Genomic DNA, 25,273 nt, shown 5'->3' with positions numbered 1-25,273 from the left:
CTAGACCGCTCACGGCAGGGCAAGGTCCAAAGCGGCGTATATCTGCTCGAAAAACGTCATTGTCGCGACTTTTGCTGCCTCTTAGCCCTTGTTTGCCGGTTTTGCCGCGCGTTTCGGGCTGGCGGCGGTCTTGCGTTTGGCCGGCTTGCGTTTGTTTTTCCAGGGTGTGGCGCCACGTCCCGCCGGGCTGGCCGGGCCGCTGATGGTCAGGCGCATGCCGGTGCAGCGCGTGACCTGCTTGCTCATCCACGCTGCCTGTTTGGCGACGAACTCTTCCAGGCTCATCTCACCGCTTTGCACCATGTCCAGCGCCTGTTCCCAGATGGCGGTGGTGCCGGGATCGGCGATTGCCCGGGGCACCGCATCAATCAGGCTGAACGCGGCAGGAGTGGCCGACAGTGCCTTGCCGTTTTTCACCAGGTAACCGCGATCCAGCAGGCCCTGGATGATCCCGGCGCGGGTGGCTTCGGTGCCAATCCCGGTGGTGTCCTTGAGTTTTTGCTTGAGCAGCGGGTCTTCCACCAGTTTGGCGACGTTCTTCATCGCCTTGATCAGGTCGCCTTCGGTGAAGGGCTTGGGCGGCTGGGTCCACAGGTCCTTGAGGTTGACCTTGGCCACGGCGTAGTCCTGGCCCTGCACCAGTTTCGGCAGGGACTGCGGCGCGGGCGCTTCGCGGCCCTTGGCCGGTGCCAGCGCTTCCGGCAGGGCGCGTTTCCAGCCGGGTTCGACAATGACCTTGCCCACCGCCCGCAAGGCCTCGCCGGCGCAGTCGAAGTCGGCCTGGGTGCGGTCGTACTCGTGGTTGGGCAGGAACTGCGCCAGGTAGCGGGCACGAATCAGGGTGTACACGGCGCGATGCTTGCCGGTCAGTTGCCCGACGTCCTTGCCGGCGCCGGTGGGGATGATGCCGTGGTGAGCGCTGACCTTGGCGTCGTTCCAGGCCCGGGAGCGGCGCTTCGGGTCAATATGTGGCATCAGCTCATTCACCGCTGGGTCAGCCCGTCCCAGCGCCGCGAGGATTTTCGGCGCATCGCTGTGCTGGCTCATAGGCAGGTAGCCGCAATCGCTGCGGGGGTAAGTGATGACCTTGTGGGTTTCGTACAGCGACTGGGCGACATCCAGGGTTTCCTGGGCGCCGAGGCCGAGTTTTTTCGAGCAGATTTCCTGCAACGTACCCAGGTCGAAGGGCAGGGGCGCCACGTCGCGCATGCGTTCGGTGCGCAGCTTCACCAGCCGGGCACTGGCCGCGTTGTTCATGGCGTTGGCTGCGTCCCGGGCCAGTTGCGGGTTGAGGCAACGGCCCTGATCGTCACAGGCATCGTCGGTGGCGCGCCATTGCGCGGTAAAGGTGATGTTGTCGTGGAGCAGGTCCACATCGATGGCCCAATAAGCGACGGGCACGAAGTCGGCAATGCTGCGGTCCCGGTCAACCACCAGACGCAGGGTCGGGGTTTGCACCCGGCCGACCGGCAACACGCCCTGATAACCGGATTGACGACCCAGCAGAGTAAACAGGCGACTCATGTTCATCCCGATCAACCAGTCTGCGCGGGAGCGGCCGAGGGCCGAATGGTAGAGGCTGAAGGTTTCCGCGCCGGGCTTCAACGAGGCCAGGGCCTTGCGGATCGATGCGTCGTCGAGGGCAGAGAGCCACAGCCGCTGGATGGGGCCGCGATAACGGCAATGCTCCACCAGTTCACGGGCGATCATCTCACCTTCACGGTCGGCATCCGTGGCGATCACCAGTTCCTGGGCTTCCCCCAGCAGGCGCTTGACCGCCTTGAACTGGCTGGCGGTCTTGGGTTTGACCAGCATTTTCCACTTCTCGGGGATGATCGGCAGGTCGGCCAGCACCCAGCGCTTGTACTTGGCGTCGTAGCTGTCGGGCGGGGCGGTTTCCAGCAGGTGGCCGATGCACCAGGTCACGGTGACGCCTGAACCCAGCCAACAACCGTCGCCACGCCGGGTCGCGCCGAGCACGGCGGCGATATCCTTGGCCTGGGACGGTTTTTCACAGAGGAACAGCCGCATGGTCACCACATTCGCTACGCAATTGAATGGGGAGCAGGATGGGCAATAAATCAGAATTGGGCAACTTTTATCTGGATGGATATACAGCAATTTGTGTGTCTGGCACTGAACCCAATGTGGGAGCGGGCTTGCCCGCGATAGCATCACCTCGGTGTAACTGAAACGCCGAGGTGTCCGCATCGCAGGCAAGCCAGCTCCCACACTGGATCTTCAGTGGCGACAAAGTGGAGGTTCAGTTCTTGTCGATATCCACGTTCTTGGTCTCTTTCAGGCAAATCAGCCCCACGATCAGGCTCACCCCGGTAATCACCACCGGGTACCACAGGCCATAGAAGATATCCCCGGTGTACACCACCAGTGCAAACGACACCGTCGGCAGGAACCCACCGAACCAGCCATTCCCGATGTGGTAAGGCAGCGACAACGAGGTGTAGCGGATGCGCGTCGGGAACAGTTCCACCATCAGCGCTGCCAGCGGGCCGTAGCACATGGCGGCGATCAGGATCAGCGCCACGATCAGCACCACCACCATGGTTTTGTTGACTTGCGCCACGTCAGCCGATTGCGGGTAACCCGCCAACGTCACCGCGCCTTTCAGGGCAGCTTCGTCGTAACCGTTGATTTGCACATCACCCACGCTCACCTGCACCGCACTGCCGGCCGGGGCGGCCGCGCTTTCGTACGGCAGGCCCTGTTTCACCAGGAAGGTCTTGACCTTGTCGCACGGGCTGTCAAAACGCGCCTTGCCCACCGGATCGAACTGGAAGGTGCAGGTGGCTGGATCTGCCAATACGGTGATCGGTGACTGGCGGCTCGCGTGGTCCATCGCCGGGTTGGTGTAGTGCGCCAGGCCCTTGAAGATCGGGAAGTACAGCGCGGTGGCCAGCAGCAGGCCGACCATCAACACCGGCTTGCGCCCCAGCTTGTCCGACAGCCAGCCGAAGAAGATAAAGAACGGCGCGCCAATCACCACGCTGATGATCAGCAGCATGTTGGCCAGTGCCGGGTCCATCTTCAAAAACTGTGTGAGGAAAAACAGCACATAAAACTGCGCGGCATAGAACGTCACCGCTTGCCCGGCGTTGATGCTGAACAGCGCAATCAGCACGATCTTGAGGTTTTCCCATTTGCCGAAGGACTCGCGGATCGGCGCCTTGCTGGCCTTGCCTTCCTCTTTCATTTTCAGGAACGCCGGCGACTCATGCAGGCTCATGCGGATCCAGGTGGAGATGCCCAGCAGCACGATCGACAGCAGGAACGGCAGGCGCCAGCCCCAGACTTCGAACTGGTCACCGGTGAAGTAACGGCAGGCCAGCACCACCAGCAGTGACAGCAGCAGGCCGAGGGTCGCGGTGGATTGAATCCAGCTGGTGTGGAAGCCGCGTTTGCCCGCTGGAGCGTGCTCGGCCACGTAGGTGGCTGCGCCGCCGTACTCACCGCCCAGCGCCAGGCCCTGGAGCATGCGCAGTGCCACGAGGATGATCGGTGCGGCGATGCCGATGCTTGAATAGGTCGGCAGCAGGCCCACGCAGAAGGTCGCCAGGCCCATCAGGATGATGGTGGCGAGGAACGTGTATTTGCGCCCGATCATGTCGCCCAGTCGACCGAACACCAGCGCGCCGAACGGGCGCACGACAAAACCGGCGGCGAAGGCCATCAGGGCGAAGATAAACGCCGTGGTGTCGTTGACCCCGGCAAAGAACTGCTTGCTGATCACCGCCGCGAGGGCGCCGTAGAGGAAGAAGTCATACCATTCGAACACCGTCCCGAGGGAGGAGGCGAAGATGACTTTCTGTGTGTCGTTGCTCGAGCGTGCGCCGAGCGCCGGGTCCAGGGGTTGAGCGTGTTCTGACATTTGGGTAGCCCTCACAGTGATTATTTATTGTTGTTCCACTGTCGGCGCCGAATCGGCGCCGCTGTTCCCCTGTAGGAACCGGCTTGCCGGCGATGGCGCTCTCAAGCTGTGCACAACACTTGAAAATGCCATCGCCGGCAAGCCGGGCTCCTACAGGTCAAGCCGGTAAAGTCAGTTCTTTCTCCGGGGCGAGGCTCCTTGTGTTCGGCGAAAGGATAAGCTGCGCGGCTTTTTCCGCGATCATCAGCGTGGGTGAGCAGGTGTTGCCTGAAGTAATGCGCGGCATCACCGACGCGTCGGCGATGCGCAGGCCGGGCACGCCGTGCACCCGCAGTTGTGCGTCAACCACCGCGTCTTTGTCGCTGCCCATGCGGCAGGTGCCCACCGGGTGGAAAATCGTGGTGCCGATGCGGGCGGCGGCCTCTTGCAGCTGTTCGTCTGTCTGCAGTTCTTCGCCGGGCAGGTATTCCACCGGGTTGAACTGCTTCAGGGCCGGCGCCGAGACGATGCGCCGGGTCAGGCGAATGGCGTCGGCGGCGACGCGCAGGTCTTCCGGATGGCTGAGGTAATTGGGGCGGATCAGCGGTGCGTCTGCCGGGTTGGCCGAGCGAATGTCGATGCGGCCACGGCTCTGCGGGCGCAGGTCACACACCGACGCGGTGAAGGCCGGGAACCCGTGCAGCGGCTCGCCAAAGCGCTCCAGGGACAGCGGTTGCACGTGGTATTCAAGGTTGGCCGACGTCTGTTCCGGCCCGGAGCGAGCAAACGCGCCCAACTGGCTGGGGGCCATGGACAGCGGGCCGCTGCGGTCGTACAGATAACGCAGGCCCATGCCCATCTTGCCCCACACGGTGCCGGCGATCTGGTTCAGGGTGCGAGCGTTTTCCAGCTTGTAGATCAGGCGCAGTTGCAGGTGATCCTGCAGGTTGCCGCCGACGCCGGGCAACTCGTGCAGCACGTTGATGCCCAAGGGCTTGAGCACGTTGGAAGGGCCGATGCCGGAGCGTTGCAGGATGCCGGGGGAGCCCACGGAACCGGCGCACAGGATGATTTCCTTGCGGGCCCGCCATGTGACGGCCTGGCCTTGCTGGCGAGCAACCACCGTGGTGGCGCGGCCGTTCTCCAGCAGCACGCGGTCGACTTCAACTTCAGTCATCACTGTCAGGTTGGGCCGCTGGCGGATCGGCTTGAGGAACGCCTTGGCCGCATTCCAGCGCACCCCGGATTTCTGGTTGACCTGGAAATAGCCGCAGCCTTCGTTATCGCCCTGGTTGAAGTCGCTGATGCTCGCGATACCGCTCTGCTGCGCCGCCTCGCGAAACGCATCGAGGATCGGCCAGTGCAGGCGCTGTTGCTCAACCCGCCACTCGCCACCATCGCTGTGAAATTCCGAGGCCCCGGCAAAATGGTTTTCGCTTTGCTTGAACAGCGCCAGCACATCCTTCCAGGCCCAGCCGGGATTGTCTTCGGCCCAGCCGTCGTAATCCCGAGCCTGGCCGCGCATGTAGATCATGCCGTTGATCGACGAACAGCCGCCCAACACCTTGCCCCGCGGGTAGCTCAGGGCACGGCCTTGCAGGCCTTCCTGGGCTTCGGTCTTGAAGCACCAGTCGGTGCGCGGGTTGCCGATGCAGAACAGGTAGCCGACGGGAATATGGATCCAGGGATAGTTATCACGACCGCCGGCTTCAAGCAGCAGCACGCGATGGGCCGGGTTGGCGGACAGTCGATTGGCCAGCAGGCAGCCTGCGGGGCCGGCGCCTACTACCACGTAATCGTATTCAGCAGCTGCAATGGGCATCTGAGGCCTCGCTTGTTTTTCTTATTGGCTCCATCCTAGTTGTTAGTTTTCGTCTTAAAAATGTTAGTTTTTACCCAGCTGCTGTGCGTTTTTAGACAGCGATGCTTTCAAGGTGGAGAGCGGAGGCGACATGTTCGACTGGAATGACCTGCGGTTCTTTCTCGAGTTACAGCGTAGCGGACGCCTGCTCACGGCGGCGCAACGCCTGAAGACCACCCACGCCACCGTGGCCCGGCACATCGAGGCCATCGAAAAAAGCCTCGGCACCGCGCTGTTCGTGCAGCACGCCCAGGGCTACGAACTCACGCCCTCCGGCGAAGCGCTGCTCAAGCATGCCGAAGCCATGGAAAACGTGGCCCTGCTGGCCGAAGAAGAACTGACCCATTCCGCTGCGCCCCTGGGCAAGATTCGCCTGGGGGTGGCCGAAGGATTGGGCGTGATGTTTTTGGCCAGCCGCATGGGTGGCCTGTTCGAACGCTATCCGGGCCTGGAGGTGGAACTGCTGGCGGTGCCGCGCTTTGTCAGCATCCTCAACCGCGAAGCGGAAATCAGCATCCACCTGGAACGCCCCAGCGTCGACCAACTGGTGACCCGCAAACTCACCGACTACCGCCTGGCGCTCTACGCCAGCCGCAGCTACCTGGACCGCACGCCGCCGATTGAGAAACGCGAGGACCTGGCCGTCCACGCCTGGATCGATTACGTCGACGATTTGCTGTTCAGCCAGGAACTGAAATTCCTCAGCAGCTTCTGCCGCAACCCCAAGGTGGTGTTCCACAGCACCAGCGTAATCGCACAGCACCAGGCGGCGCGTTCGGGGTTGGGGATTGCCGTGTTGCCGTGCTTCATGGCCGCCAGCGACCCTGACCTGGTGCCGCTGCTGCCGGGGGAGAGCATCCAGCGCAGTTACTGGATCAGTTCCCGGCGCGAGTTGCACAAGTCGGTAAGGTTGCGGGTGTTGTGGGATTACCTGGTGGAGTTGTGCGCGCGGGAGCAGAAGCTGTTGCTGGGCGAGGCTTAACTGAGTAAACCGAATCAAAAATGTGGGAGCTGGCTTGCCTGCGATCGCGGTGTATCAGCTACATATTTATCGGCTGAAATTCCGCTATCGCAGGCAAGCCAGCTCCTACAGTTGATAGGTTTTGTTATGGAGAAAATCTTCAGTTCAGCAACTCAAATTCAACACTGCCCAACCGCTCCCCATTCACCAGCACATGCACCGCGTGCTTGCCGGGATAGTGCTTGCGCGTGGTCAGTTCACGAATATGTTGGCCACGACTAATCGCGTGATGTTCCCTGGCAGCGAGGGTAAACGCCTTGAGCTTGAACACTTTCGACGCGCTGTGACCGGCGCTTTTCACGTAGTCGATGGCGTAGTCCACCACCAGCTTTTGCGGCGTGTCGGCCATGGATTCCAGGCTGAAGGACAGGTTGATCCGGTCGCCCAGGTTGATCACCGCCGGCTCGACCTTGAGCTGATGGATCTTCACCTCGGCCCTGGCCCCCGCCCCCATGATTGTCAGCGCCCGGGTGTTGCCTTGCTTGATCAGACTGCGCAGCGCGTGGCGGGCGATCCATGCGGTGTGAGGATTCTCCAGCGACCAGCCCTCAATCAAACCCAGCACCCAATCCGGATGATCCTTGGTGATGTCGTTGAGATGATTGGCCACCGACTTGCGCACGTACAGGCTGCTGTCGGCCTTGAGGTTGTCGAGGATCGAGGCGCACAGGCTCGGGTCGGCCTGCACGTTGGCCAGGCGAAACGACCAGGGCAGCCGTGGCCGCGAGCCTTCGCTGGCGAGGCGGCGCACGTGTTCGTTTTCGTCCAGCGACCAGCCTTGCATCACCGGCAGGGTGCGCTTGAAATCACTCAGCAGAAAATGCCGTACGGCAAACTCGGCGGAGCCGAAGGTGGTGAAGTACTTGAGCGCGGCCATGGAGCGCTTGAAGTCTTCACCGCCGTAACTGGCGACGTAATGGGGCAGGAACAGGCTGACAAAGGTGCTGTTCAGGCGGGGTGCCAGGGCATACAGCAACTTCAGCGTTTGGGGATAATCCAGCGGGATCACGGCGTGCAGGCTTTCGCTGACCCGAGCCATGCGCTGCATCACCGACAGGTCCGCGAGCCCGGCCTTGGCGTGCTTGAGGAAACCCTTGGCATCGAACGCCGGGTACACCGCCGTCATTTCGGTGGCGATGTGCTGCAGGCGTTCGGCGTTGAAGATTTCCTTCAGGGCCGGGGCGCTTTGTTCGGTCATGGGCAAGTCCGCAGATGAAGTTGGCCATCAGATTACATGCAAAACCCGATATCGCACGCCCCGCGTCGTAGCAGCTGTCGAGCCTTGGCGAGGCTGCGTCAGCGGTGTATCAGACACACCGCGAACGCAGCCTCGCCAAGGCTCGACAGCTGCTACGGAAAGGGGAGTGGATCAGTTAGAGATACCAGCGATATTCCCGCGCATGAATCTCCTGCTGGAACGCCAGATGGTCCTGGCGTTTGTTTTCGCAATACACGTCGACAAACTCTGCGCCCAGGCCTTCGCGCAGCACCGGCTGATGCTGCATGGCGCGCACCGCTTCGAGCATTTCGAGGGGGAAATCCGTGCCGCTGTTGCGGTCTTCGTTCAGTGGGGCGAAGGGCTCTTTGGCCGTGTCAAGGCCATGCTCCAGCCCCACCAGAATCGCCGCCAACACCAGGTACGGGTTGGCATCGGCACTCGCCAGGCGGTGTTCGATTCGCAGGTTGCGCGGGTCGGATTCCGGGATGCGCACGCAGGCGTCACGGTCCTCAAAACCCCAGCAGGCGCGAGTGGCCGCGTTCACCGTGCCGCCGAGGCGGCGGAAGGCGTTGTGGTTGGGCGAGAAGATCGGCATGCAGTGGGGCAGCAGTTCCAGGCAGCCGGCCACCGCGTGACGCAACGGTTGTTGCTGGTGGGCCGCCAGCAGGTTGTTGCCTGCCGCGTCGTACAGGCTGACGTGCACATGCATGCCGCTGCCGGGATGTTGCAGGTAAGGCTTGGCCATGAAGCTGGCGCGATAACCGTGCTTGAGGGCCACGCCGCGGGTGCTGCGGCAGAACAGGGCGGCCCAGTCGGCGGCGCGCAGGCCGTCTTCCAGGTGGCCGAAATTGATCTCGAACTGGCCGGGACCCAACTCGGCGGTGATCACCGTGATGTCGATGCCCTGGGCCTTGGCGGTCTCGACCATGTCATCCAACACCGGCGCGAAGCGCGACAGCCGCTCGATGTGCAGGTTGGGCTGGTCGTCGGCGTCATCGCTCAGCGGGTCGCGGGCGAACTGCGGCAGGCCGTCGCTGAGCTTTTTGTGGAACAGGTAGAACTCCAGCTCAAACGCCACCACTGGGTGAATGCCTTTGCGGTGCAGGCGCTCCAGCACCTTGGCCAGCACTTCCCGGGGTTCGAATTCAATCGGCGCTTCGGTGCCGTCGGAGGTGATCAGCATCTGCCCCAGAGGCTGCGCTTCCCAGCTCACCGGCTTGAGCGTGCCGGGCACCAGGCGGCGGTTGGCGTCCGGGTCACCGTCGTGAAAGCAGTAGTCACCAATCTTGAACAGGCCGCCCTGGGCACCCAGCAACACGGCGTTTTGCGGCAGCTTCAAGGGGCTGCCGGCGGCGACTTTTTCCAGCATCTCCACCGGGTAGCGTTTGCCGTAGAAGTGCCCGGGAATGTCCAGGGCAATCAGGTCGACGTAGCGCACATCGGGATGGTTCTGGCGAAAGGTCCGGACTTCGGCCAGCAGCGTGGAGGAATGGCTTTTCACGGGTGTTGCTCCTAGTTGTAGACCCACAGCACGCGGGCGGGCAGGTCGGTCAGGTTGCCGTAGCGGCAGTGGGCAAAACTGGCCAGGTGGAAGCTGTCGCCTTGGCGCAGGGTGACCGAGTCGGCCTCGCCCTCGACCCACAGCGTCAATTCGCCCTCCAGCACGTAGCCGGCCTGTTCGGCGCGGTCACTCATGGTCTGTTCGCCACTGTTGGCGCCGGGTTCCAGCAGGCTGTCGAGGATCGAGAACGCGCCATGCATGCTCGGCGACACCAGGATGTCGGTGATGCCGTTGGCGTAATACACGGTGCGTCGCTCATTGGGGCGCGTGACCCAATCCACCGCCTTGGGTTTGGACAGGCTGTAGAAATAGGTGGTGGGCACACCGAGGGCGTGGCTGATGGCGGTGAGGTCGGCCACAGTGGGGCGCGAAAGGCCGCGTTCAACCTGGGACAGGAAACCCACGGAACGCTCGATCTTTTGCGCGAGTTGCGCCAGGGTGAGCTTCTTGTGCTTGCGCAGGTCGTGGATCAGGATCGCCAGGGCGTCGAGTTCTTCTTGCTTGTCCATAGGCGTTTCGTGAAATTCTTATCAAGAAATTTCATGAAAAATTACAGGATTAATTTCACGAGAGCAATGGGCGCTGACGCCGATCGTTTACACGCTGATCGTTCCCGCGGGTGGGAACGATCATTCAACGATCATTTAAAACCCGGACAGGCTGGCATCCTCACGATGCCCCAGCAGTTCAGCCACCACCGATGTCGGCGACTTGTGCTTGTAGGTGTTGTAGTTATTGACCGAGTCGTGGAACAGCTGGCGGGTGAACGCGACGCGGCTTTCCAGGCCGGCGATTTCCGCACCGGGTGACGGGGCATCTTGCGCCGCCGCCAATTGCTGCTCGGCCTCCTTGAATTGGCCGAAGGCTTTTTTGCAACGATCGAGCAGCGCCACCAGTTCCCGATAGGTGCCGAACACATACAGCGCGAGCAAAGTGACAACGGTCACGAAAATGATGATGACGTGGGTACCAGTCATTGGAAATCCTGAGCAGCTGGAAAAAAGAACCAATCTTATCTGATTAATCGCCAGCCCGGTCGCTGGCTGTCCATCCATCTGCCGCTTCCATCACTGCGCTGAATGATTCTGCGCCGCTGCGGTCGGAATCTTTACGCGTCATTCATTGAAGGAAGTGCCCATGAAGTCCAAATCCCTTGTTGCCTGCCTGTTGGTTGCCGCGAGCCTGTCCGCCGCGAGCTTCACCGTCCAGGCCGCCGATACGCCGCAAAAAACCGTGCAGCCTTCAAACATCAATACCCGCGACCTCAAGACCGGTGACCGCGCGCCAGACATTCTGATGCGCAAGGAATCGGCCATCGCCGATTGGAAGAAACATGGCCTGAAGCAGCCGGAAGAAGACAGCCAGTGGGCCCGTGTGAACGACAAGTACGTGCTGCTCAAAACCACCAACGGCACGATTCTCGACATCACACCCGTTAAAAAATAACCCCGGCAGCGGGATGAGCGATCCCGTGCTCATCCTGCCGCATTTGATTTTTGCATAAATGCATAAATCAGCATTTTTTGTCTGTTGTTTTGCGTTAAGGTAGGTCCGCTTGCGGGCTGCAATGGCCCCTTTACCTTGATCAGAATGAGAGCAGGATGCTTGCCACAATAAGAAATTACCCGCGTACCGTGAACCTGCTGTTGTCGGCCACGCTGATCCTCACCCTGGCCAAGGCCATCACGTTTCCGTACCTGGTCATCTACCTCACCAACCACTTTGCCCTGGACATCAGCCAGGTCGGCCTGGTGATCGGCAGTTCGCTGATCGTCGGTTCACTGCTGAGCGTCTATGGCGGCTTTCTGGTAGACCGCATCAACAGTTATCGCCTGCTGCTCAGCCTGAGCGTGGTGTTTGCCCTGGGGTTTGTCGGCACGGTGCTGGCCCGGGAAATCTGGTCGTTCTACAGCTGCCTGATCCTGATCAACCTGGCGTATGCGGTGATCGACATTGCGATCAAATCCGGGTTTGCCAGCCTGCTGCCGGAGGATGAGCGCAGCGAAGCGTTTTCCATCAAGTACACCCTGACCAATATCGGATACGCGGTGGGCCCGTTTTTTGGCGCGATGGTGGCCAAGCTCGATATCAGCTTGCCGTTTATCTTGTCGGCCGCATTGGGTCTCGGGTTTTTCCTGCTGTATTGGCGCTGGGGCGACCGCACCCTGGCCACCGTCGACACCACGCAAAAGCCGGTGTCGTTCCTCGCCGTGGGCCGCGTATTGCTGCGGGATCACCGGTTGGTGTGTTTCACCATCGGCGGCCTGCTAAGTGCCGTGGTGTTTGGCCAGTTCACCGCGTACCTTTCGCAGTACCTGGTGACCACCACTACCGCCGAATACACCTACACCATCATCAGTGCAGTTCTCACCACCAACGCCGTGTTGGTGATTGCCCTGCAATACGCGATTGGCCGACGCATTTCCCACCGCCACCTGAGCCAGTGGCTGATCTTCGGCCTGGGCATGTTCATGCTGGGGGTGATTGGCTTTGCCCTGGCGAGCAACGTGTGGTGGTGGATCCTGGCGATGGCGATTTTCACCGTGGGCGAAATCGTGGTGTTTCCCGCCGAGTACATGTTTATCGACCGCATCGCCCCGGACCACCTGCGCGGCATGTACTACGGCGCGCAAAACCTCTCCAACCTCGGCGCTGCCCTGGGGCCGGTGCTGTGCGGGCTGGTGCTGGCCAGCCTGCCGGCCCACTACATGTTCTACATGTTGGCAGCGTTTATTGTCGGAGGAGGGGTGTTCTATTTTATCGGGGCGTCGTTGAAGGCTCGGTCAGTGTAGGAGCGAGCTTGCTCGCGAAGGTCGTTAACGATAACGCGGTTAATCTGACAGCCAGCGGCGCCCTCAGGTTTTTCGCGAGCAAGCTCGCTCCTACAGTGGACGCAGCGGCAGATCATCCAGAGTGACTTTGCCGACGGTGTTGCTCTGCAACTCGTAGCGCAACTCGTCGACCATCTTTTCCACTGCCTGCGGGGTCTGCAGTTTGTTGACGCTGATCCCGGTGACCACCAGATCTACCCGGCCGCTTTCGGCATCGAAGACCTTGAGGGTCAGCGAGGCGTCACGGCACAGGGTGAACTCGCAGGTCAGGGGCGACAGCGCCTCTTCAATGCAGTTGCGCAGTTGGGAGAGCGTAAACATGTGGGCTCTCCTCAGCGACGACGCAGCATCAGGCCCAGCAGCAGGCCGACACCGGCGACAATCGCAACCGTCGCCAAGGGTTTTTGCTTGGCGAAATCGCCGACGGTGTCCAGCGCGTCACCGTAGGTTTGCTGCAACTGGCCAGCGGCCTGGCGGGCCACACCTTCGGCCTGGAGCTGTTCGTCACCGGTCAGATCACCCAGAAAACCTTGAGCCTTGCCGGTCACTTTCTCGACGGCGCCTTTGACTTGTTCGCTTTTCATGATGGATTCCTTGAAGGCATGACATCTCAACAGCACAGGACCCAAGGCCCTGTGCCCACCCTTCAAGGTTAAGCAGTGCACCCGCGCGCAATAAGGCGAATTTGCACCGGTCGCACTAGTGCATTTGCACTCTATTTCGGTTTTTTAACCCGCAATTCACCGGCAAACAGCCCGCGTTCACGGGCCCAGACGATGGCTGCACTACGGCTATGCACCCCGAGTTTGGAGTACACCGTGGCCACATGGTTACGCACGGTATTGGGCGCCAGTTTCAGGCGCGAGGCGACTTCCTTGTCGGCCAGGCCTTCGCAAATCAGGCCCAGTACATCGCGCTCCCGGGCGGTGAGGTCGGTAAAGGAAATGTTCGGTACGTTGGGGCTATTGACGCTCTTGGCGTTGGCCAGTTTTTCAATCAGCGTCTGGCTGAACCAGGAGGCGTCCTGCATCACTTCCTCAATGGCGGCCACCAGTTCCAGCTCGGAGCGCTTGCGTTCGGTGATGTTCATCAACACCAGCAGGTAGCAGGGCACATCCTGAATGCTGACGGTGTCGGCAGACAGCACACAGTCGATCACTTCGCTGCCTTTCTTGCGGATCTTCAGGTCGAGGCCGTCGAGGTTGCCGGCTTTCTCCAGGGTGGTGAACAGCTGCGTGCTGGCTTGGGGGCTGTCGATAAAGTCGATGTCTTCGATGGATTTGCCGATCAGCTCTTCACTGGTGTAGCCGGTGATGGTCATGAAGGCTTCGTTGATGTCCACCACTTGCCGGTTGGCGGCGTTGCACACCAGGGTCGGCACCGGCGTCAGTCGGAATGACTTGGCGAAACGTTCCTCGCTCTGGCGCAGGGCGGTTTCGGCCTTGCGCCGGGGCTCAAGGTCGGTGAAGGAAAACAGCATGCAGTCTTCCTCGTTCATGTCCAGCGGCTGGCCGGCCACGATCACCAGTTTGCTGCCGCCCTCGGGCAGTTTCAGTTCGGCTTGCATCTGCGGGATGGTCGCGCCTTCGCCCAGGCGCTTGACGGCGAGGTCCTTGTTTTCGGCCTGCTCCAGCACGTCCAGTTCATACACCGAGCGGCCGATCACCTGGTCGCGGTTGTAGCCGGTCATCTCCAGGAAGCCCTGGTTGACCTTGATGTAGCGCAGGTCACTCAAGCGGCAAATCACCGCCGGCGCCGGGTTGGCATTGAAGGTTTTTTCAAAGCGTTGTTCGGCGCTGGCCCATTCCGTGGCGTCGCTCAGGATCAGCACCAACAGCTCCGGTTCACCGCTCGAGTCGTTGAGTACCAGGCTGCGCAGGCGATGCACCCAGGTCTTTTCCTCGTCGCCAGTGGGGGTGACCTCCACCACCACGTCGCTGAACTCCTCACCACCTGCCACCCGGCTCAGCGGGTAATTCTCCAGCACCAGCGGGTGGTTGTTGCGATAGCGCAAGGCAAAGCGCTTGGCGTAGTCCTGGGTGTTGACGCCAAGGTCTTCGACATTCTCCACGCCATGCATCAGCAGCGCGGCTTCATTGGCCCACAGGATGGTTTGGTCGACCTCGGCGAGGATCACTCCATCGGACAAGCCGGAGATGATCTGCTGCAGTTGGCGGCGGTTGGTTTCTTTGGCGAGGACGGCCTGGCTCATGGTTTCTCCAATATTGAGGGCACCTGCGCCCCCTGTAGGAGCTGGCTTGCCAGCGAAAAGCTCAACAGCAACGCGACTATTCAGGAACCGCGCGTCATCGTTGACGACCATCGCTGGCAAGCCAGCTCCTACAGGGGAGCGGTGTCAGACGCATAGGGAGTACGACACCTGGGGCTCAGGATAGTGCAGAGAAGTTGCCGCACGCGGGGTGCGAATGCACCAGTGCGCCTAGTGCAATTGTGCCGAGACCGCAGGGCAGGCCCCTCGCCAAACTGGCCACCTACCCATTGTAAAAGGATCGACCATGACCACTGTCTATGAAACCAACCGTTCGCTGTTCCGTGTCTCCTGGGGCTCGGTATTGGCCGGTAGTGCAATTGCCCTGGTGACCTATCTGGTGTTGAGCGTGCTCGGCACCGCGATTGGCGCCAGTGCGGTTAACCCGATGGCAGCCGGCAACCCGCTGAGCGGATTTGGCACCGGTGCCGGGATCTGGTTGTTTGTGTCGACGCTGTTGGCCATCGGCGCCGGCGCATTTGTGGCCGGGCGCACCGCACCGGATCGCGGCGGCCTGCACGGCGTACTGAGCTGGACCATCACCACCTTGTTGACCACCTGGCTGCTGGCTGCGCTGGCCACCAGCGTGGTAGGTGCGGCGGGGAATGTCGTGGGCAAAGGCCTGTCGGCTGCCGGCAGCGGTATCGCCGCCGTGGCACCGGGCATCAGCGACAGCGTCAAGCAGCAGCTGGATGAGCAAGGTATCAAGCTGGACTGGAACAGCCTTCAAGGCCAGCTCGACACCCTGCTCAAGCAGAGCGGCAAGCCAGAGCTTGACCCGGCCAACGTCGAGCAGAAAGCCAACCAGGCAAGCGCTGACGGCAAGCAATCGGCCAACGATGCTGCGACCAATCCAACCCAGGCCGGTGATGAGCTGAAGCAATGGTTCGAGCGGGTCAAGGCGTCCGGTGAGCCGGCGTTGAACGCAGCGGACAAACAGGCGCTGGTCAACATCGTCGCCGCCCGTACCGGCAAGAGCCAGGCTGAAGCGACCCAGATCGTCGACAACTATGCCCAGGCTTATCAGCAGGCCATGCAGAAAGTTGAAGAACTGAAGCAACAGGCGGAACAAAAAGCCCGTGAAGCCGGTGAAGTGGCGGCCAAGCAACTGTCCCGCGCGGCGTGGGGCACCCTGGTGATGTTGCTGCTGGGTGCGGCGTTGAGCTTTGGCGTGGGTCGCCTGGCGATCACTACTCGTCGGGTGCCATTGGCCTGATCACGACTTGAGGTGCTTTATGTGGCGAGGGAGCTTGCTCCCGCTGGGCTGCGCAGCAGCCCCAAAACCGGTGAACGCAACGTCCCAGGCATACCGCGTCCATCGGGTTGGGAGCGCTTCGCACTCCAGCGGGAGCAAGCTCCCTCGCCACAGAAATAGACTCGCTTTGACCTCTGCAGCAACCCTGACGAACGAGTAAACTGCCCGCCTTTTATCCTCACGACGAGACGGTGCGCTTTTGAACGCAGGAAAAACCGCAGGGCTGTTGCTACTTGCTGCCTTATTGGCCGGCTGCGGCACCTCGCCACCCCGCACCCCCAACGACATCTGCGGCATCTTCCGCGAAAAAGACGATTGGTACGACGCCGCCAAGGTCACCCAGGCACGCTGGGGCGTGCCGATCCAGGTGCCGTTCGCGATCATGTATCAAGAGTCCGGCTTTCGGCAGGACGCCAAGACACCCCGCAAATACCTGTTGTGGATCATCCCCTGGGGCCGCGTTTCTACTGCCTCCGGCTATGCCCAGGCCAAGGATGAAGTGTGGAGCGACTACCAGAAAAGCACCGGCCGTTATGGCGCCAGTCGCGAGCATTTTGACGACGCCATCGACTTTGTCGGCTGGTACATGGACAAGACCTACACCATCAACGGCGTGTACAAATACGATGCCTACGGCCAATACCTGAACTACCACGAAGGCTGGGGCGGTTATCGTCAGCGCACCTATGCGAGCAAAGCCTGGCTGATGCCGGTGGCGGGTAAGGTACAGGCGCGTTCGCAGATGTATGCCGCGCAATATGCGGGCTGCAAGAATGATTTGGGGCGGGGGTTTTGGAGCCGGTTCTGGCATTGGCTGTGACTTTGGATAACGAGAGAACGCGATGAGCAATGAACTACAAATCACCGACACCCGCCTCGGCGACGGAAAAACCGTAGTCAAAGGCGCCCTCATCACCACGCAATACACCGGCACCCTCGAAGACGGCACGGTGTTCGATTCCTCATGGGAACGCGGCAAGCCATTTCAATGTGTGATCGGTACCGGTCGTGTGATCAAAGGCTGGGACCAAGGCTTGATGGGCATGAAAGTCGGCGGCATCCGCACGTTGTTTGTGCCGGCGCACCTGGCCTATGGCGAGCGGTCAATGGGCGCGCATATCACGCCCAACAGCAATCTGCGGTTTGAGATTGAGTTGCTGGAAGTGCTCACACGGGATGATTGAGGCGCGATGAACATGGAGGTTGTTGAAACAATGGAGTTGCCGCGCAGTTCGATAGCGGGCATTCGGGTGGTTGAGCTGACCCTTGAGGATGAAGTCGAGCTGCAGCGCTTTTTCGAGGCGCCGCCGGGGTATTTTCTCGCCGTCAATGGCGAACCGGCCACGCCCAATAGACAGTCCACCCGGAATTTGCAGGTGTACACCTCCAATGTGGGAGCTGGCAAGCCAGCTCCCACATTTGCTTGAAGACCCGGCTGAACCCAACCTGAAGAACTCTTCCAAACCCATCTGGTAACTTTTCCTACGGTTTACTCTCCTGAAATCAGGGCGTAAGCTTCGCGCGTTTTCATCAATAGCGGAGACCCTCAGTGGGTACTTGTTCGAGTGACAGTCGTCGGCCGGTCTCGATAACCGGCACATACTTGGCAAGGTAACGCGCATTTTTCCGATGCCGTTGTCTCGCCAAAAGCGAGAAGCGGCATCCCGGTGGCGGCCTGTCCTGGCCCGATCCCGAATTCCCTCTCATCGACGCTTAACAGTGCGTGATGCCTTGCATCGCGGTACTACGCACGCGCCTGTCGGCTGACCCAGACGCTGAAGGTTTCTATATCCGCAAGTTTGGCTGGTAATGAATAGGGAAGACTCCTATGCAAGCAATCAACAACATCAACCTCAATTCGCTGGTCGACACGCTGGTCAGCCTCACCGCGGCCTTCATCCTCGGCGGGCTGATCGGTTTCGAGCGCCAGTACCGCCAGCGCACGGCGGGCTTGCGCACCAACGTGCTGGTGGCGGTAGGGGCGGCGATTTTTGTCGACATGGCCAACCGCCTGGGCGGCGCCGAAGGGGCGGTGCGGGTCGTGGCCTATGTGGTTTCGGGCATCGGTTTTCTCGGCGCCGGGGTGATCATGCGTGAGGAAGGCAACGTGCGCGGGCTGAACACCGCCGCCACCCTCTGGGCGTCGGCGGCAGTGGGCGCCTGCGCCGGTGCCGACCTGATCCTGGAAGCGCTGCTGGGCACGCTGTTTGTGCTGGCGGCCAACACCTTGCTGCGGCCGATCGTGAATAACATCAACCGCCAGCCATTGGATGTGGTGTCGGCCGAGGTGACCAACATCCTTTATGTGGTAGCCCGTCGTACCCAGCAAAAGGCGGTACTGGCCCTGCTCGAAGCCGAACTGGCGCGCTGCAACTACCCGGCCAGTGATGTGGACGTGCGCCCCTTTGGTCCCGAAGAGGTGGAAATCGAGGCGACGCTGGCCGTGACCTCGGTAGACGGTGACGAACTGGACGCCCTGGTGGCGCGCATTTCCACCTCGACCCTGGTGGTACAGGCCTTCTGGAGCCCGAGTACCACTGACTAAACCACTTATGCTCCCCGGAAGCCGGCTGTTTACTATGCTTTTAGTGAGGAAAATTCCTACATAAGACTGGGACTATCCCTTCAGTTGTTGCGTCATTCCATTGGTAAGGTTGCGCGCTTGCGACTAGCCAGGCACGCAGGTGCCGCTACCCATGGCCAGGCGTTTATCAAATGAAGGGACCTGGCTGTTGCTTGTAGGAATATTCAGTGCCGTTTGTCGGAACTGTTATTTCTCACAGGTAGATAGGTCCCGTGTGATGTGCAACGGTACTGAATCCTCCCAGGGGAGCCCTATGAGCAAAGCCTTAATCGTGGATGACCATCCATTTATCCGCGCAACCGTTCGGTATTTATTGAAGCAGGAAGGTTTCGACACGATCTTCGAAGCCGGTAACGGCGCCGATGCCATGCAGATTGCCCGTGAGGAACGCCCCGAACTGATCATCCTCGACCTGGCCATGCCCAAGCTGGGGGGGCTGGAGGTGATCAGCCGGATCAAGGCGCTGGGCTTGCCCTGCAAAATCCTGGTGTTGACCTCCTACCTGGCGGTGTTTTTTTCCACCCGCTGCATGCGTGCCGGTGCGATGGGTTTTGTCGCCAAGACCGGCGAACTGGACGAGCTGCAAAAAGCGATCAAGGCCGTGATGTCCAATTACAGCTGCTTTCCCAGCTTGCCTACCAGCTCGGTACGCCGGGACGATCTGCAGTCCACTGAACAGGACCTGGTGGCAGACCTGTCCGACCGTGAGTTGACCGTGTTGCAAAAGCTCGCGTTGGGACTGGGCAACAAGGAAATTGCCGAGGACATGCTGCTTAGCCACAAGACCATCAGCACCTATAAAACCCGCCTGAAGGAGAAGCTGAGAATGTCGTCGGTGGTGCATTTGTCCAAGTTCGCCCAGCGCAATCATCTGATCTGAAATGACCACGCTCCGAGTCTTGTGGCTCAGCGCAAGCGTATGGCTGGGCTTGCTCTGTCTGCATACCCCGGCCCTGGCAGAGCCTCGCGCTCTTTCTCTGTTGGGGCACTCCTTCATCGAAACCCCGGCCGCAGAGCTGGATGAGGCGGACTGGCGCTGGTTGCGCGAGCACCGCCGTTTGTTGATGGGGATCTCGGGGCCTGATTACGCGCCGTTCGAGCTGAGCAGCAACGATGAGCTTGAAGGGATTACGGCGGATTACGCCGAGCTGATCGGCGATGCGTTGAACATCAAGATCGAAGTCCGCCGCTATGACAATCGTGACGAAGTCATCACGGCGCTCAAGCGCGGTGAGGTGGACTTTGTGGGCTCAGCCAACGGTTACGAAGCGGCAGACCCGCAACTTGTGCTGTCGCGCTCCTATGCCATGGATCAACCGACCCTGGTCACCCGCACGGGCGACAGCCAGACCCTGAGCGCCGACCTGGCCGGCAAGCGTGTCGCGATGCTCTACCACTACATGCAGCCGGAGGCGGTCCAGGCATTTTATCCCCATGCCCGGATACAGCTTTTTCCGTCGACCTTCGAGGCCATCGGCGCCGTGGCTTTCGGCCAGGCGGACGTTTACCTCGGCGATGCCATCAGCACCAACTACCTGATCAACAGGAACTACCTGAACAACGTTCGGATGGCTGACTTCTCGTCACTTGAAGTCAACCCGTTCGGCTTTGCCTTTGCCCAGGACAACACCCGCCTGCTGCAGATCATCAACGCGGCACTGGCGGTCATTCCGGTCAGCGAGCGGATGGAAATCCTGCGGCGCTGGAGTGCCGGCAACCTCGGGTTCCTGGGTTCCGAACGATTGCGCTTGAGTGCCAGTGAGCAGCGTTGGCTGGAGCGAAATCCACGCATAAAGGTGGCGGTGCTCGACCAGTTCCTGCCTGTCTCATTTCTCGGCAAACAGGGCGGGTTCGAGGGCTTGAGCGCCGAAGTCCTGGCCCGTATCAGCCTGCGCACCGGGTTGAAGTTTGACGTGGTGCCGGGCAGCTCGTTGCCCCAGCAACTGGATAAGGTCAGTGCAGGCAGCGCGGACATGATTGCCGTGGTGACCCCCAGCGTCGAACATGCGGACAAGGTGCGCATTACCCGGCCTTACTTGACCAACCCCTATGTGCTGGTCAGTCGTACCGACGCCGGCAGCCCGCTCACACTGGAAGACATGACCGGCAAGCGCCTGGCACTGTTGGGGGGTAACAGCCTGCAGGAGAGTATCGCCCAGGACTATCCCACCATCAGGTTTGTGACCGCCGAGAATCCCGAGCAAAGCATGGCGCTGGTGGCCAACGGCAACGCCGATGCCGCCGTCATTACGTTGATCGGGGCGCGCTACATCATCGCCCGGGAGTACCGCGACCGCCTGCGGGTGACCAGCACGGTCGGCTCCGAACCGGCCCGCATCGCCTTCGGTGTCAACCGCAGCCAACTGGAGTTGTACTCGATCCTGGACAAGGCATTGTTGAGCATCACGCCACAGGAAATGGACGAGCTGACGGGCCACTGGCGCAGCGAAGTGGTGATCGAGGACAGCTACTGGTCCCGTCACCGCACCGCGATCATCCAGGGCTTCGGCCTGTCGGCGTTGCTGCTGCTGATCACCTTGGGCTGGGCCATTTATCTGCGTCGCCTGATACGCAAGCGGGCCCAGGCCGAGCGTGCGCTAAGCGACCAGATGCGGTTTATGAGCGCGTTGATTGATGGCACACCCCATCCGATTTACGTGCGTGATCGCCTGGGGCGGTTGATGGCATGCAACAGTGCTTACCTTGATGTGTTCGGTTTCAAGCTGGAGGACGTGGTGGGCAAAACGGTGGTCGAGACCGACACCGGTAACCGCCCCCAGGCCCAGTCCTTTCATGAGGACTACCTGCGGCTGATGGAGCGGGGCGAGCCGCAGATTCACGACCGCGTACTCAAGGTGCCGGGTGGCAAAGCCCTGACGATTTACCACTGGATGCTGCCGTACCGCGACGGTGATGAGCAGGTGGTGGGCATGATCGCCGGCTGGGTGGACGTCAGCGAAAGGCAGCACCTGCTGGGCCAGTTGCAGGAGGCCAAGGAGGACGCCGACGCGGCCAACCGAGCCAAGACTACCTTTCTTGCAACCATGAGCCATGAAATACGCACCCCCATGAACGCCGTGATCGGCATGATCGAGTTGGCCCTGAAAGCCGCCGAACAGGACCGGGCCGACCGTGATGCGCTGGAGGTGGCCGCCGATGCATCGCGCAGCATGCTGGAGTTGATCGGCGATATCCTCGATATCGCGCGCATTGAGTCGGGCCACCTGTCCCTGGCCCTGGAGTCTTCGAACCTGCACGAATTGCTGGCGTCCGTGGCGCGGGTTTTTGACGGGCTGGCGCGGGCCAAGGGCCTGATATTGCAGGTGGAACTCGACCCGCTGCTTGATCGCCCTGTGCTGGTGGACCCGATGCGTTTCAAGCAGGTGGTGTCGAACCTGCTGAGCAACGCCATCAAGTTCACGCCCCAGGGCCAGGTACGGCTTGGCGCTTCTGGGTCGTCGTCGATTACCAACGGTTACCTGCACCTGCGATTGTGGGTGGAGGACACCGGCATCGGTATCAGCGTCGAAGACCAGCAGCGCCTGTTCAACCCTTTCATCCAGGGCAGCAACACCACGCAATCGGCGCGCAGCGGCTCGGGCCTGGGCCTGGTCATCAGCCGCAACCTGTGCGAGATGATGGGCGGCCAATTGCAGTTGAGCAGCCTGCTGGGGCAGGGCACACGGGTGGACGTCACCCTGGAACTGGCGACCGTCGAGGCCAAGTTGATTCCGCCTGCATCCATTGCCCCGCAAGCACCACCCGCCCGCGCCCTGAGCATCCTGGTGGTGGATGACTACCCGGCCAACCGGCTGCTGCTGGCGCGGCAGTTGAGTTTTCTGGGGCACCGGATCACCACGGCCGAAGATGGCGTTGAGGGGCTTGAAGTGTGGCTGTCGGGGCAGTTCGACGGGGTGATTACCGACTGCAATATGCCGTTCAAGGACGGCTACGAACTGGCGCGGGATATACGCACCCTGGAGCATGAACGCGGTTTGGCGCCGTGCCTGCTGCTGGGGTTTACCGCCAATGCCCAGCCGGAGGAAGTCGAACGTTGCCGGCAGGCGGGCATGGACGGCTGCCTGTTCAAACCCACCGGGCTTGAGGATTTGCGCGCGGCCCTTGCGTCGCGTACGGCGACGCCGCATGAGGCGTCATCGGGAGTGGACTTGAGCCATCTGGAGAAGTTGACCGGCGGCGACATTTCTGCGGTCAAAGAGCTGCTGGCGCCGTTGCTCGACAGCCTTGAAGCCGACCACGGGCAACTGGCGACATTAGAAAAAACGGCGGACTTTGCCCGCCTGCATGACCTGGCCCATCGCACCAAGGGCGGTGCACGGATGGTCAAGGCCCAGGCCCTGATGGACAGCTGCGAGCAACTGGAGAAGGTCTGCGAGCGACAGGCCCACAACGAACTGGCCGGCGCTGTCGCCGCAGTGGACGAGGCGCTGGCTCAGTTGCATCACACGCTGTCGCTCTATTGCAACCCGCCCGGGGTTTAGTCCCAGTTCGGCGCGATGCCTTTGGGGCTGGTCAGGCGATGGCCGCGCTCCAGGCCGGCGATCTGCGCCATGTCGGCGTCGCTCAAGGTCAGGTCCAGCGCCTTGAGGTTGCTGGCCAGGTTAGCGCGTTTGGTCGACGACGGGATTACCGCGTAGCCCAGTTGCATGGCCCAGGCCAGGGTCACTTGGGCCGGTGTTGCCTGGTGACGCTCGGCGATCTGCTGGATCACCGGGTCCTTCAGCACTTCGCCGTAGGCCAGGGTCATGTAGGACGTGATCTGGATGCCATGGGCCTTGGCGAACCCTGCCACGGTACGGTTCTGCAGGTACGGGTGCAGCTCGACCTGGTTGGTCGCGATGTGCTCGGCGCCGACGGCTTCAATCGCCTGCTTCATCAGGTCGACGGTGAAGTTGGAAATGCCGATCTGCCGGGTCAGGCCCTGGCGCTTGGCTTCCAGCAACTGGCCCATGAATTCGGCCACCGGCACCTGGTCTTCCGGCGATGGCCAGTGAATCAGGGTCAGGTCCAGGTAGTCGGTCTGGAGCTTGCGCAGGCTTTCCTTGAGGCTGGGGATCAACTGGCCTTCGGCGAAGTTGGCGATCCAGATTTTGCTGGTGATGAATAACTCGTCCCGTGGAATGCCGCTGTCGGCGATGGCCTGGCCGACATCGGCTTCGTTTTCGTAGATTTGCGCGGTGTCGATGACCCGGTAGCCCAGCTCGAGGCCGGTGCTGACGGAATCGATGACGACCTGGCCTTGCAGGCGGAACGTGCCGAGGCCGAATGCGGGAATGGACATGAGTGACTCCTGAAGTGATGTGAACAATGGAGTCGAGTATCGGCTCCTCGTTCCTTCAGAAAAACCGCTGAATCCGAAAAGGACTCTTTACCAAAAGTCATGAGTGGTGAAGAACAAAAGCAAACAGGGCCCAATGTAGGAGCTGGCTTGCCGGCGATGCAGGCGACCTGGTCTTTCAGATACACCGAGGTGATGCTGGTGGGGACTTTTCCAGTGGCTGGGCGGGAAGCGACTGACGGATATTGCAGGAAATTTCCCACAGGAGTACAAATGTACTCCATGACGACTCTCACTCCCCGCCGTACCGCCATCCTGACCTTTATCCGCGACCGTATCGCGCAGCAAGGCCAGCCTCCCAGCCTCGCCGAGATCGCCGAGGCGTTCGGCTTTGCCTCCCGCAGTGTGGCGCGCAAGCATGTGCTGGCGCTGACCGAGGGTGGCTTTATCGAGGTCAATCCCAACCAGGCCCGCGGCATTCGCCTGCTCAATCAGCCGGCGCGGCCTGAGCTGCTGGACATCCCGGTGCTTGGCCGGGTGGCCGCCGGCCTGCCCATAGGTGCCGATGCCGAGGTGCACAACCGCCTGCTGCTCGACCCGGCCACGTTCGCGAAAACCCCGGACTACCTGCTGCGGGTGCAGGGCGATTCGATGATCGAAGACGGCATCCTCGATGGCGACCTGGTGGGCGTACGCCGCAGCGCCGAGGCCTTGAACGGGCAGATCGTGGTGGCGCGCCTGGACGGTGAAGTCACCATCAAGCGTTTCGAACACGTGGGCGAGCGCGTGCGCCTGCTGCCGCGCAACCCCGCCTATCAACCCATCGTGGTGCGGCCCGATCAGGACTTGGCCATCGAAGGGGTGTTCTGCGGTTTGGTGAGGCAAGGCTGATGGGCGCCGTCGTTGCACTGGACTCGCTGTTCAATGGCGGCCGCGTCTGGAAAGGCCGGCCCGCCGCGCCGCCTGCCAGCGTGCATCCCACCGGGCTTGCGGCCCTGGATGCAGTGCTGCCCAGCGGTGGCTGGCCGGAAGCGGCGTTGAGCGAAATCCTGATGGCGAAGGAGGGCGTAGGCGAGTTGCAACTGGTGTGGCCCACACTGGCGCGCTTGTCGGCGGCGGGTGAGCGCATCGTGCTGGTGGCGCCGCCTTACACGCCGTACCCCCACGCCTGGCAAAACGCCGGGGTGGATGTGCGCCAGTTGTCGGTGATCCAGGCTGATGAGCGCGACGCGTTGTGGGCGGTGGAGCAATGCCTGCGTTCCGGCAGTTGTGGCGCGGTGCTGTGCTGGCCGCGCAAGGCCGATGATCGGGCCTTGCGCCGCTTGCAGGTGGCGGCGGAAACCGGCCAGACCCTGGCCTTTGCCTGGCGCTCCTTGAACGAAGCCATCAACCCGTCACCGGCCGCCTTGCGCCTGGCGGTGGAGGCCAGCCCGGCGCAGGTGCGGGTGCTCAAGTGCCGGGGCGGCCTGGCCCATCCCGCGCCCATTGCGCTTGGGCACTGAGGTTGG

22 protein-coding genes and 2 pseudogenes are annotated in these 25,273 nt (G+C 61.4%); 13 read left to right on the top strand and 11 right to left on the bottom strand.

Annotated elements, in window-relative coordinates:
- Positions 1–81: 81 nt before the first annotated feature.
- The 3 genes from V3W39_RS13870 to V3W39_RS13860 form a co-directional block, all read right to left on the bottom strand.
- Complete coding sequence (locus V3W39_RS13870; RefSeq protein ID WP_177076912.1) at positions 82–2,031, bottom strand: DNA topoisomerase III; 1,950 nt, start codon at positions 2,029–2,031, stop codon at positions 82–84.
- 232 nt (positions 2,032–2,263) lie between these two features.
- Positions 2,264–3,886, bottom strand: coding sequence for an MFS transporter (locus V3W39_RS13865; protein ID WP_177042546.1), 1,623 nt, complete (start codon positions 3,884–3,886; stop codon positions 2,264–2,266).
- 157 nt (positions 3,887–4,043) lie between these two features.
- Positions 4,044–5,687 (bottom strand): GMC family oxidoreductase, encoded by a 1,644-nt coding sequence (locus V3W39_RS13860; protein ID WP_330212794.1) that lies wholly within the window; start codon positions 5,685–5,687, stop codon positions 4,044–4,046.
- A gap of 130 nt (positions 5,688–5,817) precedes the next feature.
- On the opposite strand from V3W39_RS13860, the gene V3W39_RS13855 reads away from it, so the two are divergent.
- On the top strand, positions 5,818–6,708 hold the full coding sequence (locus V3W39_RS13855) for a LysR family transcriptional regulator (RefSeq protein WP_177120203.1): 891 nt from the start codon (positions 5,818–5,820) through the stop codon (positions 6,706–6,708).
- A 139-nt stretch (positions 6,709–6,847) separates the two neighbouring features.
- Here V3W39_RS13855 and V3W39_RS13850 read toward each other — a convergent pair whose 3' ends face one another.
- The 4 genes from V3W39_RS13850 to V3W39_RS13835 form a co-directional block, all read right to left on the bottom strand.
- On the bottom strand, positions 6,848–7,945 hold the full coding sequence (locus tag V3W39_RS13850; protein WP_330212793.1) for a DNA alkylation repair protein: 1,098 nt from the start codon (positions 7,943–7,945) through the stop codon (positions 6,848–6,850).
- 175 nt (positions 7,946–8,120) lie between these two features.
- The gene (locus tag V3W39_RS13845) at positions 8,121–9,467 is read right to left on the bottom strand and encodes a glutamine synthetase family protein (protein WP_330212792.1); all 1,347 of its coding nucleotides are present in this window, start codon (positions 9,465–9,467) and stop codon (positions 8,121–8,123) included.
- An 11-nt stretch (positions 9,468–9,478) separates the two neighbouring features.
- Positions 9,479–10,036, bottom strand: coding sequence for a helix-turn-helix domain-containing protein (locus tag V3W39_RS13840; protein WP_330212791.1), 558 nt, complete (start codon positions 10,034–10,036; stop codon positions 9,479–9,481).
- A 135-nt stretch (positions 10,037–10,171) separates the two neighbouring features.
- Positions 10,172–10,504, bottom strand: a complete 333-nt coding sequence (locus tag V3W39_RS13835) for a LemA family protein (RefSeq protein WP_259198907.1) — start codon at positions 10,502–10,504, stop codon at positions 10,172–10,174.
- 160 nt (positions 10,505–10,664) lie between these two features.
- Between V3W39_RS13835 and V3W39_RS13830 the strand changes: the two genes are divergently transcribed.
- From V3W39_RS13830 to V3W39_RS13820, 3 genes and pseudogenes are all read left to right on the top strand, one after another.
- Positions 10,665–10,973, top strand: coding sequence for an RcnB family protein (locus tag V3W39_RS13830; RefSeq protein WP_330212790.1), 309 nt, complete (start codon positions 10,665–10,667; stop codon positions 10,971–10,973).
- A gap of 155 nt (positions 10,974–11,128) precedes the next feature.
- Entirely contained in the window at positions 11,129–12,319 is a 1,191-nt protein-coding gene (locus V3W39_RS13825) for an MFS transporter (RefSeq protein ID WP_259198908.1), read from the top strand.
- An 8-nt stretch (positions 12,320–12,327) separates the two neighbouring features.
- Positions 12,328–12,417: pseudogene (locus tag V3W39_RS13820) on the top strand (outer membrane lipoprotein carrier protein LolA); the annotation flags it as partial.
- On the opposite strand, the gene V3W39_RS13815 reads toward V3W39_RS13820, so the two are convergent.
- The 3 genes from V3W39_RS13815 to V3W39_RS13805 form a co-directional block, all read right to left on the bottom strand.
- Complete coding sequence (locus tag V3W39_RS13815; protein ID WP_177042538.1) at positions 12,410–12,679, bottom strand: DUF1652 domain-containing protein; 270 nt, start codon at positions 12,677–12,679, stop codon at positions 12,410–12,412. The pseudogene V3W39_RS13820 and the gene V3W39_RS13815 overlap by 8 nt on opposite strands.
- Positions 12,680–12,690: 11 nt before the next feature.
- Positions 12,691–12,942, bottom strand: coding sequence for a CsbD family protein (locus tag V3W39_RS13810; RefSeq protein ID WP_330212789.1), 252 nt, complete (start codon positions 12,940–12,942; stop codon positions 12,691–12,693).
- 131 nt (positions 12,943–13,073) lie between these two features.
- Positions 13,074–14,570, bottom strand: a complete 1,497-nt coding sequence (locus tag V3W39_RS13805) for a PAS domain S-box protein (protein ID WP_177076924.1) — start codon at positions 14,568–14,570, stop codon at positions 13,074–13,076.
- A gap of 304 nt (positions 14,571–14,874) precedes the next feature.
- Here V3W39_RS13805 and V3W39_RS13800 point away from each other — a divergent pair, with 304 nt between their 5' ends.
- From V3W39_RS13800 to V3W39_RS13770, 7 genes and pseudogenes are all read left to right on the top strand, one after another.
- Complete coding sequence (locus tag V3W39_RS13800; RefSeq protein WP_177042535.1) at positions 14,875–15,843, top strand: hypothetical protein; 969 nt, start codon at positions 14,875–14,877, stop codon at positions 15,841–15,843.
- A 238-nt stretch (positions 15,844–16,081) separates the two neighbouring features.
- Positions 16,082–16,702, top strand: a complete 621-nt coding sequence (locus V3W39_RS13795; RefSeq protein ID WP_177042534.1) for a transglycosylase SLT domain-containing protein — start codon at positions 16,082–16,084, stop codon at positions 16,700–16,702.
- Positions 16,703–16,724: 22 nt separating this feature from the next.
- Positions 16,725–17,066: an FKBP-type peptidyl-prolyl cis-trans isomerase gene (locus V3W39_RS13790; protein ID WP_177076928.1), complete on the top strand. Its 342-nt coding sequence runs from the start codon at positions 16,725–16,727 to the stop codon at positions 17,064–17,066.
- Positions 17,067–17,078: 12 nt separating this feature from the next.
- Positions 17,079–17,231 (top strand): annotated as a pseudogene (locus V3W39_RS13785) (GNAT family N-acetyltransferase); the annotation flags it as partial.
- A gap of 479 nt (positions 17,232–17,710) precedes the next feature.
- Positions 17,711–18,427: an MgtC/SapB family protein gene (locus V3W39_RS13780; protein ID WP_010172203.1), complete on the top strand. Its 717-nt coding sequence runs from the start codon at positions 17,711–17,713 to the stop codon at positions 18,425–18,427.
- Between the two features lie 292 nt (positions 18,428–18,719).
- On the top strand, positions 18,720–19,346 hold the full coding sequence (locus tag V3W39_RS13775; protein WP_177042532.1) for a response regulator transcription factor: 627 nt from the start codon (positions 18,720–18,722) through the stop codon (positions 19,344–19,346).
- 1 nt (position 19,347) lies between these two features.
- Positions 19,348–22,968 carry a transporter substrate-binding domain-containing protein gene (locus V3W39_RS13770; protein ID WP_330212788.1) on the top strand — a complete coding sequence of 1,207 codons (3,621 nt, stop codon included), beginning with the start codon at positions 19,348–19,350 and terminating at the stop codon, positions 22,966–22,968.
- On the opposite strand, the gene dkgB is transcribed toward V3W39_RS13770, so the two are convergent.
- On the bottom strand, positions 22,965–23,768 hold the full coding sequence (dkgB, locus tag V3W39_RS13765; RefSeq protein WP_259198910.1) for a 2,5-didehydrogluconate reductase DkgB: 804 nt from the start codon (positions 23,766–23,768) through the stop codon (positions 22,965–22,967). The genes V3W39_RS13770 and dkgB overlap by 4 nt on opposite strands.
- A 270-nt stretch (positions 23,769–24,038) precedes the next feature.
- On the opposite strand from dkgB, the gene lexA reads away from it, so the two are divergent.
- Positions 24,039–24,656 (top strand): transcriptional repressor LexA, encoded by a 618-nt coding sequence (gene lexA, locus V3W39_RS13760; RefSeq protein ID WP_177042529.1) that lies wholly within the window; start codon positions 24,039–24,041, stop codon positions 24,654–24,656.
- Positions 24,656–25,267 carry a translesion DNA synthesis-associated protein ImuA gene (gene imuA / locus V3W39_RS13755; RefSeq protein WP_017475309.1) on the top strand — a complete coding sequence of 204 codons (612 nt, stop codon included), beginning with the start codon at positions 24,656–24,658 and terminating at the stop codon, positions 25,265–25,267. Before lexA ends, imuA begins: the two co-directional genes overlap by 1 nt.
- The last annotated feature ends 6 nt before the right edge of the window (positions 25,268–25,273 follow it).

The organism is Pseudomonas sp. Z18(2022), assembly GCF_036346535.1.
GTDB lineage: Bacteria > Pseudomonadota > Gammaproteobacteria > Pseudomonadales > Pseudomonadaceae > Aquipseudomonas > Aquipseudomonas yamanorum_A.
The sequence above is the reverse complement of the archived record's forward strand: the minus strand, read 5'-3'. Positions and strand labels throughout refer to the sequence as shown.

Coding starts and splice junctions, on each gene's coding strand:
- V3W39_RS13870 (WP_177076912.1), bottom strand. CDS start 2,031: ATGCGGCTGTTCCTCTGTGAAAAACCGTCCCAGGCCAAGGATATCGCC.
- V3W39_RS13865 (WP_177042546.1), bottom strand. CDS start 3,886: ATGTCAGAACACGCTCAACCCCTGGACCCGGCGCTCGGCGCACGCTCG.
- V3W39_RS13860 (WP_330212794.1), bottom strand. CDS start 5,687: ATGCCCATTGCAGCTGCTGAATACGATTACGTGGTAGTAGGCGCCGGC.
- V3W39_RS13855 (WP_177120203.1), top strand. CDS start 5,818: ATGTTCGACTGGAATGACCTGCGGTTCTTTCTCGAGTTACAGCGTAGC.
- V3W39_RS13850 (WP_330212793.1), bottom strand. CDS start 7,945: ATGACCGAACAAAGCGCCCCGGCCCTGAAGGAAATCTTCAACGCCGAA.
- V3W39_RS13840 (WP_330212791.1), bottom strand. CDS start 10,036: ATGGACAAGCAAGAAGAACTCGACGCCCTGGCGATCCTGATCCACGAC.
- V3W39_RS13835 (WP_259198907.1), bottom strand. CDS start 10,504: ATGACTGGTACCCACGTCATCATCATTTTCGTGACCGTTGTCACTTTG.
- V3W39_RS13830 (WP_330212790.1), top strand. CDS start 10,665: ATGAAGTCCAAATCCCTTGTTGCCTGCCTGTTGGTTGCCGCGAGCCTG.
- V3W39_RS13825 (WP_259198908.1), top strand. CDS start 11,129: ATGCTTGCCACAATAAGAAATTACCCGCGTACCGTGAACCTGCTGTTG.
- V3W39_RS13815 (WP_177042538.1), bottom strand. CDS start 12,679: ATGTTTACGCTCTCCCAACTGCGCAACTGCATTGAAGAGGCGCTGTCG.
- V3W39_RS13810 (WP_330212789.1), bottom strand. CDS start 12,942: ATGAAAAGCGAACAAGTCAAAGGCGCCGTCGAGAAAGTGACCGGCAAG.
- V3W39_RS13805 (WP_177076924.1), bottom strand. CDS start 14,570: ATGAGCCAGGCCGTCCTCGCCAAAGAAACCAACCGCCGCCAACTGCAG.
- V3W39_RS13800 (WP_177042535.1), top strand. CDS start 14,875: ATGACCACTGTCTATGAAACCAACCGTTCGCTGTTCCGTGTCTCCTGG.
- V3W39_RS13790 (WP_177076928.1), top strand. CDS start 16,725: ATGAGCAATGAACTACAAATCACCGACACCCGCCTCGGCGACGGAAAA.
- V3W39_RS13780 (WP_010172203.1), top strand. CDS start 17,711: ATGCAAGCAATCAACAACATCAACCTCAATTCGCTGGTCGACACGCTG.
- V3W39_RS13775 (WP_177042532.1), top strand. CDS start 18,720: ATGAGCAAAGCCTTAATCGTGGATGACCATCCATTTATCCGCGCAACC.
- V3W39_RS13770 (WP_330212788.1), top strand. CDS start 19,348: ATGACCACGCTCCGAGTCTTGTGGCTCAGCGCAAGCGTATGGCTGGGC.
- dkgB (WP_259198910.1), bottom strand. CDS start 23,768: ATGTCCATTCCCGCATTCGGCCTCGGCACGTTCCGCCTGCAAGGCCAG.
- lexA (WP_177042529.1), top strand. CDS start 24,039: ATGTACTCCATGACGACTCTCACTCCCCGCCGTACCGCCATCCTGACC.
- imuA (WP_017475309.1), top strand. CDS start 24,656: ATGGGCGCCGTCGTTGCACTGGACTCGCTGTTCAATGGCGGCCGCGTC.